The organism is Streptomyces sp. JL2001 (assembly GCF_050917515.1).
Lineage (GTDB): Bacteria > Actinomycetota > Actinomycetes > Streptomycetales > Streptomycetaceae > Streptomyces.
The window spans coordinates 3819514-3833761 of sequence record NZ_CP169421.1 but is presented as its reverse complement, the minus strand read 5'-3'; the positions used below and the strand labels follow the sequence as shown (position 1 = coordinate 3833761).

The following is a 14248-nucleotide window of genomic DNA, read 5'->3' as shown; positions in this document are numbered from 1 at the left end:
GCCCGGGGGCCCGGATGCCGCCACGCCACGAGGTCCCGGGGGCCCGGGCTCAGTCGGCGGTCAGCGCGGCGACCGTCTCGATCGGAACCCGCAGCAGCTCGCGCGCGCCCGCCTCCGCGGCGGCCGGGTCCCCCGCCTCGATCGCGGCGGCCAGCGCCTCGTGCGCGTCGATGTCGACCGGCGGCATCTCCCGGTCGCCGAGCGCCTCCACCAGCACCTCGTGCACCTGGGTGGAGAAGAAGCGGTACACCTCGGTGAAGGCGGCGTTGTGCGTGGCCTCGACGACGGCCAGGTGGAAGGCCATGTCCGCGTCCGCGTCGCGGTCGCCCTCCTCGCGCAGGGTCGTCAGCGCCGCCCGCAGCCGCAGCAGGTCATGGGTGTCGCGCCGGACGGCCGCCAGCCGGGCGGCCTCGGCCTCCAGCGCCACCCGCAGTTCGAGGACGTCCCGCGCGCCCGCGTGACGCATCCCGCGCAGCACGGCGGCCGGGTCGGCGGTCGACCTGACGAAGGTGCCGTTGCCCTGGCGCGACTCCAGCAGCCCCGCGTGGACCAGGACCCGTACGGCCTCGCGGACCGTGTTGCGGCCGACCCCCAGCTGCTCGGCGAGCTCGTGCTCGGTCGGGATGCGGTCGCCGACGGACCATTCCCCCTCCGCCAGCTGGCCCCGCAGCTGCTCGACCACGGAGTCCACCAGCGAGGTCCGCCCCGCGGCCTTCAGCGCCATCCCGACCACCCTTCCTATTCGCCCGGTTGCCCAGTCATCCTACAACTGCTCTCGTCCGTGCCACGGGATTACTGTGGCCTCGTACGCGGACACGAACACCCTCACCACCCTCGGGAGTCAGTCATGTCAGACCGCTTCGACGTCGTCGTACTCGGAGCTGGCCCCGGCGGCTACGTCGCCGCCATCCGCGCCGCCCAGCTGGGCAAGCGGGTCGCGGTCGTCGAAGAGAAGTACTGGGGCGGTGTCTGCCTGAACGTCGGCTGCATCCCCACCAAGGCACTGCTGCGCAACGCCGAGCTCGCCCACATCTTCAACCACGAGGCCAAGACCTTCGGCATCAAGGTCGACGGCACCGTCTCCTTCGACTACGGCGAGGCGTTCCGCCGCAGCCGCACGGTCGCGGACGGCCGCGTCAAGGGCGTCCACTTCCTCATGAAGAAGAACGGGATCACCGAGTTCGACGGACGCGGCACCTTCCTCGACGCGAACACCCTCCAGGTCGCCCTGTCCGACGGCACCTCGCAGACGATCACCTTCGACAACTGCATCATCGCCACCGGCGCCACGCCCCGCCTGCTGCCCGGCACGGCCCGCAGCGAGCGCGTCGTGACCTACGAGGAGCAGATCCTCGCCGAGGACATCCCGCAGTCGATCGTCATCGCCGGCGCCGGCGCGATCGGCATCGAGTTCGCCTACGTCCTGAACAACTACGGCGTGAAGGTCACGATCGTCGAGTTCCTCGACCGGATCGCCCCGCTGGAGGACGCGGACGTCTCCAAGGAGCTGGCGAAGCAGTACCGGAAGCTCGGCATCGACGTGCTGACCTCCACCCGCGTCGAGTCCATCGACGAGACCGGCCCGCAGGTCCGCGTCACGGTCACCGGCAAGGACGGCGCGCAGAAGGTCCTGGAGGCCGACAAGGTCCTGCAGGCCATCGGCTTCGCGCCCAACGTCACCGGCTTCGGCCTGGAGGCGACCGGCGTCGCCCTCACCGAGCGCGGCGCGATCGATGTCGACGGCCGCTGCCGCACCAACGTGCCGCACATCTACGCCATCGGCGACGTCACCGCCAAGCTGATGCTCGCCCACACCGCCGAGTCCATGGGTGTCATCGCCTCCGAGACCATCGCGGACGCCGAGACCATGGAACTCGACTACCCGATGATCCCGCGCGCCACCTACTGCCAGCCGCAGATCGCCAGCTTCGGCTGGACCGAGGCGCAGGCGCGGGAGAAGGGCTTCGACGTCAAGGTCGCCAAGTTCCCCTTCACCGCGAACGGCAAGGCGCACGGCCTCGGCGACTCCACCGGTTTCGTGAAGATCATCGCCGACGCGCAGTACGGCGAGATCATCGGCGCCCACCTGATCGGCCCCGACGTCACCGAGCTGCTGCCCGAGCTGACGCTGGCCCAGCAGTGGGACCTCACCGTCCACGAGGTCGCCCGCAACGTCCACGCCCACCCGACGCTGGGCGAGGCCGTGAAGGAAGCCGTCCACGGTCTTGCCGGACACATGATCAATTTCTGAGGTCCCGCCGCGTGCGGAGTGATAGGCACTGAAAGGTGCCGAGCGAAGCCTTCCCGGGTGGCGAACCGTCCCGACCGATCAGGTCGTGGGTGCGTTCGTCACCCGGTACGCACATCTGGCTGCTGATCATCGCCCTGACCAGCGTCATCGTCGCGCTGTCCTCGGACGGTTTCGAGAGCGCCCTGCTCCAGCGCAACAGCAGCAACCTGCACCAGCTCGCCCACCACCCGGTCCGCGCCCTGCTCGGCAGCGCGTTCTGGATCGAGGACCCCGCCGACCTCGTCCTGTACGCGCTGCTCTTCGAGGTCTTCCACGCCCCGGTCGAGCGCTGGATCGGCACACTCCGCTGGCTGCTGACGGTCGCCGGCGCGCACATCGCCGCCACGCTGATCAGCCAGCAGGTGGTCCTGGAGGCGATCCGGGACCACGACGTGCCCCGCAGCATGGCCCATGTCGTGGACATCGGGGTGAGCTACGGGATCGCCGCGTCCATGGGGATCCTGACCTACCGGCTGGCCTGGCCCTGGCGCGGCCTCTATCTGGCCGGCGTCGTGGCGCTCTTCGCCGTACCGCTCTGCACGAACCACACGTACACCGACCTCGGGCACGCCGTCTCGCTCGTCATCGGGCTCGCCTGCCGGCCCCTCACGCGCGGTAATTCGGTGGCCGTGCCGCACGGCGTTCCGCCAGACTAGAGACGCGGGAAACGCCTTCCTGCCACGTGAGACCGGGGAGGAGCGCGACGTTGACCGGCACGATTTCGAGTCGGAGTTCGAGTCCGTCGAGCTCCCTGCGACGCGGCGCTCTCTGAGCGCCGCAGGGGCGGTCGCTTCGAGCGCGCGGTTCCACCGCGCGGACCGCCCCTCCCGGAGGATTGGCCGAGTGGCAAGGCACCGGCTTGCTAAGCCGTGGTCGGGGTCTCCCCCGCGCGCGTTCGATCCGCGCATCCTCCGCACAGCGCCCGCACCGTCACGGACGGGACACCCCGTCACGGACGGGCGCCATCCCGTCACGGCGACGGGGCGGGGTCCCCGGACGGGCTCAGAGGCCCAGCAGACGCTCCAGGACGACGGCGATGCCGTCCTCCTCGTTCGAGGACGTGACCTCGTCCGCGACCGCCTTCAGCTCCTCGTGGGCGTTGGCCATCGCCACACCGTGCCCGGCCCAGCCGAACATGGGGATGTCGTTGGGCATGTCGCCGAAGGCGATCGTCTCCGCCGCCTTCGCGCCCAGCCGGCGGGCCGCCAGGGACAGGCCCGTCGCCTTGCTCAGCCCGAGCGGCAGGATCTCCACGATCCCGGGACCGGCCACGACGATGTCCACCAGACTGCCGACCGTCTCGCGGGCGACCCGGGTCAGCTCGTCGTCCGACAGGGTCGGGTGCTGGATGTAGACCTTGTTCAGGGGCGCGGACCACAGGTCCGTCGGGTCCTCGAACGCGTGGACCGGCAGCGGACCCTCCTGGACCCGGTATCCGGGCCCCACCAGGACCTCGCCGTCCAGCCCGTCGCGGCTCGCGGCCAGCGCGAGCGGGCCCACCTCGGCCTCGACCTTCGACAGCGCCAGGCCGGCCAGCTGCCGGTCGAGCGTCACCGACGTCAGCAGCCGGCGCTCACCGGCGTGGTAGACCTGCGCGCCCTGGCCGCACACCGCGAGCCCCTCGTAGCCGAGGTCGTCGAGGATGTGCCGCGTCCAGGGCACCGCCCGGCCGGTCACGACGATGTGCGCGGCCCCCGCCGCCGTCACGGCGGCGAGGGCGGCACGCGTACGGTCCGAGACGGACTCGTCGGAACGCAGCAGCGTGCCGTCGAGGTCCGTCGCGACGAGCCGGTAGGGGAAGGCGCTCACTTGGAGATCGGCTCCAGGACCTCACGACCGCCGAGGTACGGACGGAGCACCTCCGGCACCCGCACCGACCCGTCGGCCAGCTGGTGGTTCTCCAGGATCGCCACGATGGTGCGCGGCACCGCGCAGAGCGTGCCGTTGAGGGTCGCGAGCGGCTGCACGACCTTCTTGCCGTCGCGGTCGTCGCGCATGCGCACGGAGAGCCGGCGGGCCTGGAAGCCGTCGCAGTTGGACGCCGAGGTCAGCTCGCGGTACTTGCCCTGGGTCGGGATCCACGCCTCGCAGTCGAACTTGCGCGAGGCGGAGGAGCCCAGGTCGCCGGTGGCCACGTCGATGACCTGGAAGGGCAGTTCAAGGCTGGTCAGCCACTGCTTCTCCCACTCCAGGAGCCGCCTGTGCTCGTTCTCGGCGTCGTCCGGCGCGACGTACGAGAACATCTCGACCTTGTCGAACTGGTGCACCCGGAAGATGCCCCGGGTGTCCTTGCCGTACGTGCCCGCCTCGCGGCGGAAGCACGGCGAGAAGCCCGCGTAGCGCAGCGGCAGCTTGTCCGCGTCGATGATCTCGTCCATGTGGTACGCCGCGAGGGGCACCTCGGACGTCCCGACGAGGTAGTAGTCGTCCTTCTCCAGGTGGTACACGTTCGCCGCGGCCTGGCCGAGGAAGCCGGTGCCCTCCATGGCGCGCGGGCGGACCAGCGCCGGCGTCAGCATCGGGATGAACCCGGCCTCGGTGGCCTGCGCGATCGCCGCGTTGACGAGGGCCAGCTCGAGGAGGGCGCCCACGCCGGTGAGGTAGTAGAAGCGCGAGCCGGAGACCTTGGCGCCCCGCTCGACGTCGATGGCGCCGAGCGCCTCGCCCAGCTCCAGGTGGTCCTTGGGCTCGAATCCCTCGGCCGCGAAGTCGCGGACGGTGCCGTGCGTCTCCAGGACGACGAAGTCCTCCTCGCCGCCGACCGGGACGTCCGTGTGGACGATGTTCCCGAGCTGGAGCAGGAGGTTACGGGCCGTCTCGTCGGCCTCGTTCTGCTCGGCCTCGGCGGCCTTGACGTCGGTCTTGAGCTGCTCGGCCTTCTGCAGGAGCTCGGCGCGCTCCTCAGGGGTGGCCTTGGGGATCAGCTTGCCGAGCGCCTTCTGCTCGGAACGGAGCTCGTCGAAGCGGACGCCGGACGACCTGCGCCGCTCGTCGGCTGAGAGCAGGGCGTCGACGAGCGCGACGTCCTCTCCACGGGCACGCTGGGAGGCGCGAACACGGTCGGGGTCCTCACGGAGCAGGCGAAGGTCAATCACCCCACCAGGCTACCGGTGCGGGCTCGTGGCACCCCACTCGATATAGCCTTGCGTGTCGCTTTGACCGAATTGCCGGGATTGGGAAACGCTCTCCCTATTCGTCAATAAACGGTCCATGGCCCCCCGAAAAGGGGCGGAACGCCGCGTGCGGCTTGACCGAACCCGCCGGTGGATCAAGCGACTTCTCCACAGGGGCAAGGGGTCCGGGACTGTTATCCACAGGCTGTGCGGAACTTCTGTGGATTGTGGAGGTGATCGTTCCGAATCGGGCAAGTGCGGGCAAGAATTCCTTGGTCAACCCTGCTCTGCACACTCATTCGGGTGGGAATTCCTCGCCCTAAAGAGTTGATCAACGGAATTGGGGTGACACGGGCCGAGGTGGCGGCCTGTGGACGGATGTGGAGTGGCTAGGGCGATTTGTCGACCATGTCGCCGGGTCGTGTCGACTTGTCCCCAGGTCGAGAAGCAAGCCTGTGGATAACTTCTGTGGGTAACCGAAAAGTATGCAGGTAGGACTGGTGGTCCCTACCTGTGGACGACCGCCCCCGTGCCGGGGGGCGGTCGGGGCACTCTGAGGTCAGGCCCGCCCGTCCTGGGCTCGCGCCAGCCAATCGGAGGCAGCCATGAATTCCGTGTCCGACGTCCCGTTCCGCAGCGGCCGTACGTCCTCCACCGCGACCCCTGCCCGGGGGTACGAGCCGAGGAAGCGCACCTTCGGGCAGATCCGCTTCAGGCCCATGAGGGCCTCGCCGACCCGGCGGTCGGAGATATGGCCCTCGGCGTCGACGGCGAAGCAGTAGTTGCCGATGCCCGCGCCGGTCGGGCGGGACTGGATGAGCATCAGGTTGACGCCGCGGACGGCGAACTCCTGCAGCAGCTCGAGGAGCGCGCCGGGCTGGTCCTCGCCCAGCCAGAGCACGACCGAGGTCTTGTCCGCCCCGGTGGGCGCCGCCGGTCGGGCGGGCCGGCCGACGAGGACGAAACGGGTCTCGGCGTTCTCCGCGTCGTGGATCTCCGTGACCAGGGCCTCCAGGCCGTAGGTCGCGGCGGCGAACTCGCCGGCGAAGGCGGCGTCGAAGCGGCCTTCCTGCACCAGACGGGCGCCGTCCGCGTTGGACGCGGCCGACTCCCAGACGGCGTCGGGCAGATGGGCGCGCAGCCAGTTCCGCACCTGGGGCTGTGCCACGGGGTGACCGGTCACCGTCTTGATCTCGGACAGCGCGGTGCCGGGGCGTACGAGCAGGGCGAAAGCGATCGGGAGGACCACTTCGCGGTAGATCATCAGGGGCTCGCCGGAGGCCAGCTCGTCCAGGGTCGCGGTGACGCCGCCCTCGACGGAGTTCTCGATCGGCACGAGCGCGGCGGCGGCCTCGCCGTTGCGCACGGCGTCCAGCGCGGCCGGGACGGAGACCATCGGGACGAGCTCCCGGGTCGCGGCCTCGGGCAGCGTACGCAACGCGGCCTCCGTGAATGTGCCTTCGGGACCGAGATACGTATACCGGGTGGCTGACATACCGGTCACCCTAATGGGCCTCGGCCGCCGGGAGCCGCCCCGTCGGGTGGGCGAGACGCCCACCCGGCCGCCCGAGGCGGGCGGCCGTGGTTCCGTACGGGTCCGGCCGCCGGGTCACGCCTCCAGGAGGCGCTGGCCCACGTACTCGCCCTCGGCCGGTCCGCCCGGGACGGCGAAGAGGCCGCTGGCCTCGTGCCGGATGAAGGCGGACAGGGCGTCGCCCCGGTCGAGCTTCCGTTGCACCGGGACGAAGCCCCGGAGGGGGTCGGCCTGCCAGCAGACGAAGAGCAGCCCCGCGTCGGGAGTCCCGTCCGGCCCGATGCCGTCGTGGAAGGAGAACGGACGCCGCAGCATCGCCGCCCCGCCGTTCTGTTCGGGGGCGGAGATCCGGGAGTGGGCGTTGTCGGGGATGACCGGCCTTCCGTCGGGGCCGGTCCTGTCGAGATCGAGTTCGCTGGTCTCGGTGCCGCCCGTCAGCGGCGCGCCGTCCGACTTCCGGCGGCCGATGACCTTCTCCTGCTCGTCGAGGGGCAGCTTGTCCCAGTCGTCGAGCAGCATCCGGATGCGGCGGACGACCGCGTAGGAGCCGCCGGCCATCCAGTCCTGCCCGCCGGGGGCACCGGCGGGGACGAAGATCCGCCGGTCGAAGTCGGCGTCGGTGGGCTTGGGGTTGCCGGTGCCGTCCACCTGCCCCATCAGGTTGCGGGCGGTCATCGGCTCGGCCGTCGCACCGGCCGAGCGGTTGAAGCCGTTCATCTGCCAGCGCACGGCGGCGGCCGCTCCGGCGTCCTTCTGCAGGGCGCGCAGCGCGTGGAAGGCGACGAGGGCGTCGTCGGCTCCGATCTGCACCCAGAGGTCGCCTTCCGAGCGCTTGGGGTCCAGGGCGTCGGCGGAGAAGGCGGGCAGCGGGTCGAGTTGTACGGGGCGCCGGGCGGCCAGGCCGGTGCGGTCGAAGAAGGTGCGGCCGAAGCCGAAGGTGACGGTGAGGGAGGAGGGGCCGGCGTCCAGGGCGATGCCGGTGTCGTCGGTCGAGGGCTTGCCCGCCATCAGCGCCTTCGCTGTGGCGGACCAGCGGCGCAGCAGCGCGGCGGCTTCCCTGCGGCCGGCTCCGGGGGCGAGGTCGAAGGCGGCGAGGTGGCCTCGGGACTGGAGCGGAGTGGTGATCCCCGCTTGATGTTTCCCGTGAAACATCGCCTGGGTCGCACCGACCGTCGTCAGCGCCTTGGCGTCGGAGGAGACGGTGCCGGAGTCGGCGACGGCTCCGTAGACGCCGGCGCCGCCGGCCGCGCCGAGTGCGAGACCGGCCGCGCCCGCCGCGCCCACGGTGCCGAGGAGCCGGCGCCGGGACAGCTCGACCTGGTTCTCGGCGCGGTGGTCAGTCTGGTCAGTCACGAGCGTCAGCCGATCTTCACGTTCTTGTCGATGGTGGTCTGGTCGATGTCGGAGGTGCGGACCGTCACCTGGATCTGCCATGCGCCGGCCATGGGGATCTGGACGCCGGTGGCACTCCAGTGTCCGGTCTGGATCCGGTCGGGCAGGACGGGCAGCGGGCCGACGTTCTTCTCCTTCAGGGTGAAGGCGACCTTGATCTCGGGAACGTCCAGGAGCCGGCCGTTGGGCCGTTCCACGAAGATGTGGAGGTCGTTGGCACCGGTGCGGCCGGGGTCGAGGGTCAGGCGCACGGTCCCGTTGCCGTCCACGCCGCCGGTGTCGAACGGCAGCCGGATGTCGACGGGGCGGTCGGGTACGGCGGCGGCGCCGGAGGTGGGCTGCGTCCGCCCGGCCTCCTCCTCGGTGCGGCCGGGTTCGGTGGAGGTCAGCACGGTCGTCACGGCGAGGAGGACGACGGCGATGGCCGCCTCGGTGAGCACGGAGCGGCGGAGTCCGGCGCGTTCGGGGTCGGCGTCCCGGTCGCGCTTGCGGGTGGCCGTGGCGACGGCGGTGCGCTGGCGGGCGAGCTGGGCGGCCCGCTCGGGATCCACGGCCGTCGGGGGCTCGTCCGCGTCGTCCCTCGGTCCGGCGCCCTGTGCGGCTTCGGCGGTTCCGGCTTCGGCGTCGCCGTGAGCGCCGTGGGTGCCGTCAGCGTCGCTGGTGCTGGTGCTGGTGCTGGTGCTGGTGCCGGTGTCGCGGGCGGGCTTCGCCGTCGCCGGGGCGGGCGCCTCCTGCTCGGCCTCGCCCTGCCCGGCCCGGGCCTCGTTCCCCTCGCCCGGCTCCGTGGTGGCGGCCGAGGTCTCCCGGTCGGACCCGTCCGACCCGTCCGACCCGTCCTCCGACCGGTCCGACCCGTCCGCCTCGGCGGTGGCGTCCCCCGTGTCGTGTGGGGCCGGGTCGCCGAGGCGCTGGGTCCAGCGCCGCGAGATCCAGGCGATGCCCACGAGCACGGCGACCAGGCCGATCTTGACCAGCAGCAGCTGCCCGTAGGCGGTGCCGGTCAGCGCCGACCACGAGCCGACCTGGCGCCAGGACTGGTAGATCCCGGTGGCCGTCAGGACGAGCACGGACCCGAAGGCGAGCCTGGAGAAGCGCTCGACCGCGGCGCGCTCGATGCGGGGCGCCCGGTACAGGGCGACGAGCAGGGTCGTGAGGCCGCCGAGCCAGGCGGCGACGGCCAGCAGGTGGAGGATGTCCACGGGCATCGCGACGGCGGGCTGGAGGCCGGTCGAGGCGTGCTCGGCGAGTGCCCACGTGCCCGCGATGCCGGCCGCGACGACGGAGCCGCCGATGGCGAGTCCGAAGGTGAGGTCCTTCTTCTCCTTCTCGTCCGTCCGCTTGGTGTAGGCGCCGAACAGCACGGCCACGAAGAGCGCCGCCGCGCCGAGCAGCATCAGCCGGGAGATCAGCGCGGCGCCGGTCTTGGTCTCCAGGACGGCCTTGAGGCCGGCCAGGTCGAAGACGTCGGCGAGCTCGCCGGAGCCGGTGTAGGGGCTGCGCAGGAGCAGCATGGCGAGGGTGGCCGCGGTGAGGGTCAGCCAGCCGCGGACGACGAGTCGCTGCACGGGCCGGACGGCCGCGCCGCGCGGCCAGCAGGCGAGGACGAAGGCGCCGCCGCCGACGAGGAGGGTGAAGCCGGCGTAGGAGAGGTAGCGCGCGATGCCGTAGAGGACCCCGACGGGTCCGCCGCCCGCGGTCTGGTCCGGCAGGGCGACGGTGGTGGTGGAGGGGGCGCCGATGGAGAAGGTGAAGGCGCCGGCGATGGGGTGGCTGTCGGCGGAGACGGCGTGCCAGGCGACGGTGTAGGTGCCTTCGGGGAGTCCGGAGCGGAGGCCGACGCCGTACTTGACGACGGATCCGCTGCACAGGTCGCGGATCTCGCCGGTGTCTATCCGCTTGCTCGAGGGGTCGAGCACCCGGATCGAGTCGGCGCTCATGGCGACCTGCTCGGAGAAGGTGAGGGTGACGTCCTTGGGGGCGGTGGCGACCACCGCCCCGTCCTGCGGGTCGCTGCCGGTGAGCGCCGCGTGCGCGGACGCGGGGGCGGCGCCGGCGAGCAGGGTGCCCAGGAGCGCCGCTGTCACGAGCAGCAGGCGGACCAGGGCGGTTCCCAGGCGCGGGGCGGTGGCTGTCATCTGTGTGTCAGTCCCTCAAGGAGCTCAGTGCTGCTTCGGGTTGTGGTTCGGTGCCTCGACGGGCACGTCGACCTTGATCGGGGCGGACTTCTCGAAGTGGAGCTCGATGCTCACCTTCTCGCCCTGCTTCGGCTGCTGCTTGAGCTTCATGAACATGATGTGGTTGCCGCCGCGTTCGAGGTTCAGCACGCCCTTGGCGGGGATGTCGAAGGACTTCACCTCCTGCATCTTCTGGTTCCTGGTCTCGTGGATCGTCACGTCGTCCGAGATCGGGCTGGTGACGGAGACGAGCTTGTCGGCGGTCTCGCTGTCGTTGGTGATCGTCAGGAAGCCGCCGGCCATGTCCATCACGGGCTGGGGGATGAACGCCCCGCTGACCTCGAGTTCGGGCTTGCCCGGGCCGCCGGAGTCGTCGGATCCGCCGTTCGAGCACGCCGTCAGTGCCAGAGCCGCGGTGAGTGCCACGGCGGAGGACAGGACGGTGGTGCGGGTGGTGCGGCGGATCACGGGTTCTCCCCCTTGATGAGCTTGGGCAGGTCCTTGGCGTAGTCGTCGACGGTGGTGTCCTCGCCGTACAGGACGTAGCCCTGGTCGGTGGTGGGCGAGAAGGCGATCACCTGGGCGCCGTGCATGGAGACGACGGAGCCGCCCTTGCCCTTCTTCGGCGGGTCGATGCCGATGCCGATCTGGCGGGCGCCGGCCTGGATGGCACCGAAGTCGCCGGTGAGCCCGGTGAAGGAGGGGTCGCCGGCGGCCGGCAGCCACTTGGCCAGTTCGGCCGCGGTGTCGCGCTCGGGGTCCGTGGTGACGAAGACGACCTGCAGTTTGTCCTGGTCGGCCTTGGGGAGCTGCTTCCTGGCGATGGCGATGTTGCTCATCGTCATGGGGCAGACGTCGGGGCAGTGGGTGTAGCCGAAGTAGATCAGGGTCGGCTTGCCCTTGGTCTGCTCGCGCAGGTCGTACTTCCGGCCCTTGGTGTCGGTGAGGACGAGGTCGGGCTTGGTGAACGGGCGGTCGAGGACGGTGGCGGCCTTGGTGGAGTCGCTGCCGCCGGAGATCTCGGTGACGGGCGCGTTGTCACGCGAGCCGGTCGTCCGGTCGTCGTTCGCGTTCATGCCGACCGCGATCGTCACGGTGAGGGCCGCGACGATCGCGACCGCGGCGGCGACGAGGGGGGCGCGCCTGCTCGGCCGGGTCTGCTCGTCGTTCTTCTGGACGGACATGTGTTCTCTTTCGGGTGTGGTTCCGGCCGTCAGGCGCTGCGGCGGCGTCCGGCCAGCACGCCGAACGCGACGCCGGCGACGCCGACGAGGATGCCGACGACGCCCAGCACGCGGGCGGGGGTGTCGGTGGAGTCGGCGGCCTCGGCGTGTGCGGCCTTGTCGTCGTGCCCGGCCTTGTCGTCGGCCTTGTCGTCCGCAGCGGCGGCGCCGCCGTGGTGGTCACCGGTCGCGGCGGACAGCTTCAGGACGGGGGCGGGGTTCTGCGGCTCGGCCGCGCCCTCCTTGGGCTCCTCGATCCAGCGGACGACCTCGTTGTTGTCGTAGGTCTGGACGGCCTTGAGGACGAGCTGGTCGGTGTCCTCGGGGAGCTGCCCGAGGGAGAGCGGGAACTGCTGGAACTGGCCGGCGCCGATCTTCGCGCCGTCGGAGGTCCAGGTGACCTTGGTGACGGCCTGGGTGATCTTCTTGCCGTGCAGCTCCAGCGGCTTGGCGAGCGCCGACTTGGTGACCACGGCCTTCCAGCCGGGGACGGGCTGCGGCATGACGGAGGCCAGCGGGTGGTCGGCCGGGAAGTTGACCTCGACCTTCACGGTGGAGGCGTTGTCCCGCTCGTTGGGGACCTTCACGTTGACGGTGGCGTAGCCGCCCTTCGCGGCCTCGCCCTGCGGCTGCACGCTGACGTGCGCGAAGGCGGGTCCGGAGAGCAGCGCGACGGAGGAGAGGGCGAGGCCACCGGCGACGGCGATACGGGAAACGTTCATGGCAGAGGACACTCCGGCTCTGGAGAGGGATGGGTGGGTCCGGCACGCCGACCGACGGGGCACGGACGCGGCGTTGCGGCCCGGTGCGGGCGGCCACGGTGCGGCGTCGGGTGCGGGCCCCGGTGGGGCCGTGGAGGCCCGTGGCGTCGTGCCCGCGGCCGTGGTGGTGGCCGGGGGACGGGCGTCGCGGGGTTCCGTAGCGGGTCGGTGGGTGCGGACGTCCGCGGACGCGCTCCCTGGGAGCGGTCCGCGTCAGGCTGCGAGGACGCAGGCGGCCGGGGGGCCGCGCCGGATCACCGTGTGCTGGAGTGCCCGCGCCGCGGTGGGCGGCGGGGTGTCGAGGAGCGGGTGGCCGGGCCGGTGGGGCCCGGCGGCCGGTGTCGCCGGGAGGCCGGCGAGCAGGGCCCGTACGAAGGCGAGCGCGGCGCGCAGGGACCGGATGAGGGCGCCTTCGGCGAGACCGGTGGCGCCGTCGGCCGAGAGCCGGACGAGCCGGCTCAGAGCGAGGTCGCCGCGGCGCAGCAGCCAGCCGGTGGCGAGTGCCGCCAGCAGGTGGCCGAGGAACATGGGCAGGCTCGGCAGCAGTTCCGGGCCGTGCGCGGTGGTGGCCGCCAGGTGGGTGCCGTGGGCGCCGTGCCCCTGGCTCTGGCCGGCGGCGTGGACCGGGTCGAGGCCGGCGTCGGTGATGATGCGGGTCGCGTCGGCGGGGCTGAGCGACGTGGCGCCGGCGCCGCAGACGAGCTTGGCGGCCATCCGGATCAGCGCGTCGTTCGCCTCGGGTCCCAGGCCGCCGCGTCCTCCGGCCGACGTGAGGGTGGTCCGGCCGAGTCCGAAGAGGGCGTGCAGCAGGAGCTGTCCGCCCGTCAGGGCCCCGGCGATGGCGGGCAGCGAGCGCTGCCGTCCCGCGAAGAGGAAGGTGAGGGCGAAGACGCCCAGGAAACCGGCCAGGAATGTCCACGGCGCGATGCCCGCGCAGGCGGCGAGGGCGTGTCCCAGTGCGGACAGCACGACGCAGACCGCGGTGAACACCGCGGCCCTCAGCAGCCGTGGAGCGAGCGCGGGGGCAGACATGGCGCGCCCATCATCGCACCAGGGCCGACGCGCCCGTACGGCAGGTCCGGAAGATCACCAATGGGTGCCTTCGGGCGGGACATACACCGCTCGTGGCGTGCGTGCATCCGCCGAACGAGGGCTCTTGACCTTTCGCGGCGCTTACGGAGCGTCTCCGGCGGCAATACGTATCGGTATGTCGAGCCGCAGCCAGGAGGCTGGAGCATGAGCATCTGGTGGTCACTCCACTTGCGGCGCGAGGCTGCGAGCGTTCCGCTCGCCAGGCGGCTGCTTCTCGGCACGATGGAGACCGCGGGGGTGGATCCCGACGTCTCCTTCGAGCTGTCGGTGGCCCTCACGGAGGCGTGTGCCAACGCCGTCGAGCACGGCGGCGACCTCGGTACCGGGGAGGCTTCGGAGGCGTACCGCGTCACCGCGTTCCTGGACGGGGAGACCTGCCGGATCGAGGTGGCCGACTCCGGTCCCGGGTTCCCGGCGGACCGTCCGGCCGCGATCCGGCGGGCGGCGGCGCCGTCGGACGCCGAGAACGGCCGCGGGCTGAGGCTGATCGAGGAGCTCGCCGATCACGTGCACTTCGGCAACCGGTCGAGCCGCGGCGGAGCCGTCGTCAGTTTCGACAAGATCGTCAAGTGGCGGTCGGACGCGCCCCTCGCCCTGACCTGACGTTCCGGATGCTCCGGGCGGAGGGCGTCGTGGGCGGGGCTCCTGCCCGGGCCCGGTCCCCGAGGT

General features: G+C 71.7%; 13 protein-coding genes and 1 tRNA gene. 4 read left to right on the top strand and 10 right to left on the bottom strand.

The annotated features are described in order from the left end of the window. Nucleotides 1–49: 49 nt before the first annotated feature. Nucleotides 50–724, bottom strand: a complete 675-nt coding sequence (locus tag ACE1OA_RS17025; protein WP_356601272.1) for a FadR/GntR family transcriptional regulator — start codon at nt 722–724, stop codon at nt 50–52. Between the two features lie 123 nt (nt 725–847). Here ACE1OA_RS17025 and lpdA point away from each other — a divergent pair, with 123 nt between their 5' ends. The 3 genes from lpdA to ACE1OA_RS17010 all read left to right on the top strand — a co-directional run bounded on the left by lpdA (nt 848) and on the right by ACE1OA_RS17010 (nt 3204). Further along, nucleotides 848–2251: a dihydrolipoyl dehydrogenase gene (gene lpdA / locus ACE1OA_RS17020; protein WP_356775177.1), complete on the top strand. Its 1404-nt coding sequence runs from the start codon at nt 848–850 to the stop codon at nt 2249–2251. Nucleotides 2252–2340: 89 nt separating this feature from the next. Then, entirely contained in the window at nt 2341–2946 is a 606-nt protein-coding gene (locus ACE1OA_RS17015) for a rhomboid-like protein (RefSeq protein ID WP_356601270.1), read from the top strand. 173 nt (nt 2947–3119) lie between these two features. Further along, nucleotides 3120–3204, top strand: a tRNA-Ser gene (locus ACE1OA_RS17010). 88 nt (nt 3205–3292) lie between these two features. On the opposite strand, the gene ACE1OA_RS17005 is transcribed toward ACE1OA_RS17010, so the two are convergent. From ACE1OA_RS17005 to ACE1OA_RS16965, 9 genes are all read right to left on the bottom strand, one after another. Next, a complete protein-coding gene (locus ACE1OA_RS17005; protein ID WP_356601269.1) occupies nt 3293–4099 on the bottom strand; it encodes an HAD family hydrolase in 807 nt (268 codons plus the stop codon). Then, nucleotides 4096–5385, bottom strand: a complete 1290-nt coding sequence (serS, locus tag ACE1OA_RS17000) for a serine--tRNA ligase (RefSeq protein WP_432752997.1) — start codon at nt 5383–5385, stop codon at nt 4096–4098. Before serS ends, ACE1OA_RS17005 begins: the two co-directional genes overlap by 4 nt. 577 nt (nt 5386–5962) lie before the next feature. Next, a complete protein-coding gene (gene pheA, locus ACE1OA_RS16995; RefSeq protein ID WP_147978728.1) occupies nt 5963–6898 on the bottom strand; it encodes a prephenate dehydratase in 936 nt (311 codons plus the stop codon). Nucleotides 6899–7012: 114 nt separating this feature from the next. After that, entirely contained in the window at nt 7013–8290 is a 1278-nt protein-coding gene (gene efeB, locus ACE1OA_RS16990; RefSeq protein ID WP_384867930.1) for an iron uptake transporter deferrochelatase/peroxidase subunit, read from the bottom strand. 5 nt (nt 8291–8295) lie between these two features. Continuing rightward, nucleotides 8296–10464, bottom strand: coding sequence for a copper resistance CopC/CopD family protein (locus tag ACE1OA_RS16985; protein WP_432752996.1), 2169 nt, complete (start codon nt 10462–10464; stop codon nt 8296–8298). A gap of 24 nt (nt 10465–10488) precedes the next feature. After that, nucleotides 10489–10971 (bottom strand): copper chaperone PCu(A)C, encoded by a 483-nt coding sequence (locus tag ACE1OA_RS16980; protein WP_432752995.1) that lies wholly within the window; start codon nt 10969–10971, stop codon nt 10489–10491. Further along, on the bottom strand, nt 10968–11687 hold the full coding sequence (locus ACE1OA_RS16975) for an SCO family protein (protein WP_356775187.1): 720 nt from the start codon (nt 11685–11687) through the stop codon (nt 10968–10970). The genes ACE1OA_RS16980 and ACE1OA_RS16975 overlap by 4 nt, the downstream gene beginning before the upstream one ends. A 29-nt stretch (nt 11688–11716) precedes the next feature. Beyond that, nucleotides 11717–12448: a YcnI family copper-binding membrane protein gene (locus tag ACE1OA_RS16970; RefSeq protein ID WP_432752994.1), complete on the bottom strand. Its 732-nt coding sequence runs from the start codon at nt 12446–12448 to the stop codon at nt 11717–11719. Nucleotides 12449–12700: 252 nt separating this feature from the next. After that, on the bottom strand, nt 12701–13519 hold the full coding sequence (locus tag ACE1OA_RS16965) for a hypothetical protein (RefSeq protein ID WP_432752993.1): 819 nt from the start codon (nt 13517–13519) through the stop codon (nt 12701–12703). 204 nt (nt 13520–13723) lie between these two features. Here ACE1OA_RS16965 and ACE1OA_RS16960 point away from each other — a divergent pair, with 204 nt between their 5' ends. Then, nucleotides 13724–14182: an ATP-binding protein gene (locus tag ACE1OA_RS16960; protein ID WP_356601261.1), complete on the top strand. Its 459-nt coding sequence runs from the start codon at nt 13724–13726 to the stop codon at nt 14180–14182. Nucleotides 14183–14248: the final 66 nt, after the last annotated feature.

Excerpts from the sequence above, each read along its gene's own strand:
- ACE1OA_RS17025 (WP_356601272.1), bottom strand. The coding sequence starts at position 724 with ATGGCGCTGAAGGCCGCGGGGCGGACCTCGCTGGTGGACTCCGTGGTC.
- lpdA (WP_356775177.1), top strand. The coding sequence starts at position 848 with ATGTCAGACCGCTTCGACGTCGTCGTACTCGGAGCTGGCCCCGGCGGC.
- pheA (WP_147978728.1), bottom strand. The coding sequence starts at position 6,898 with ATGTCAGCCACCCGGTATACGTATCTCGGTCCCGAAGGCACATTCACG.
- ACE1OA_RS16985 (WP_432752996.1), bottom strand. The coding sequence starts at position 10,464 with ATGACAGCCACCGCCCCGCGCCTGGGAACCGCCCTGGTCCGCCTGCTG.
- ACE1OA_RS16975 (WP_356775187.1), bottom strand. The coding sequence starts at position 11,687 with ATGTCCGTCCAGAAGAACGACGAGCAGACCCGGCCGAGCAGGCGCGCC.
- ACE1OA_RS16970 (WP_432752994.1), bottom strand. The coding sequence starts at position 12,448 with ATGAACGTTTCCCGTATCGCCGTCGCCGGTGGCCTCGCCCTCTCCTCC.
- ACE1OA_RS16965 (WP_432752993.1), bottom strand. The coding sequence starts at position 13,519 with ATGTCTGCCCCCGCGCTCGCTCCACGGCTGCTGAGGGCCGCGGTGTTC.
- ACE1OA_RS16960 (WP_356601261.1), top strand. The coding sequence starts at position 13,724 with ATGAGCATCTGGTGGTCACTCCACTTGCGGCGCGAGGCTGCGAGCGTT.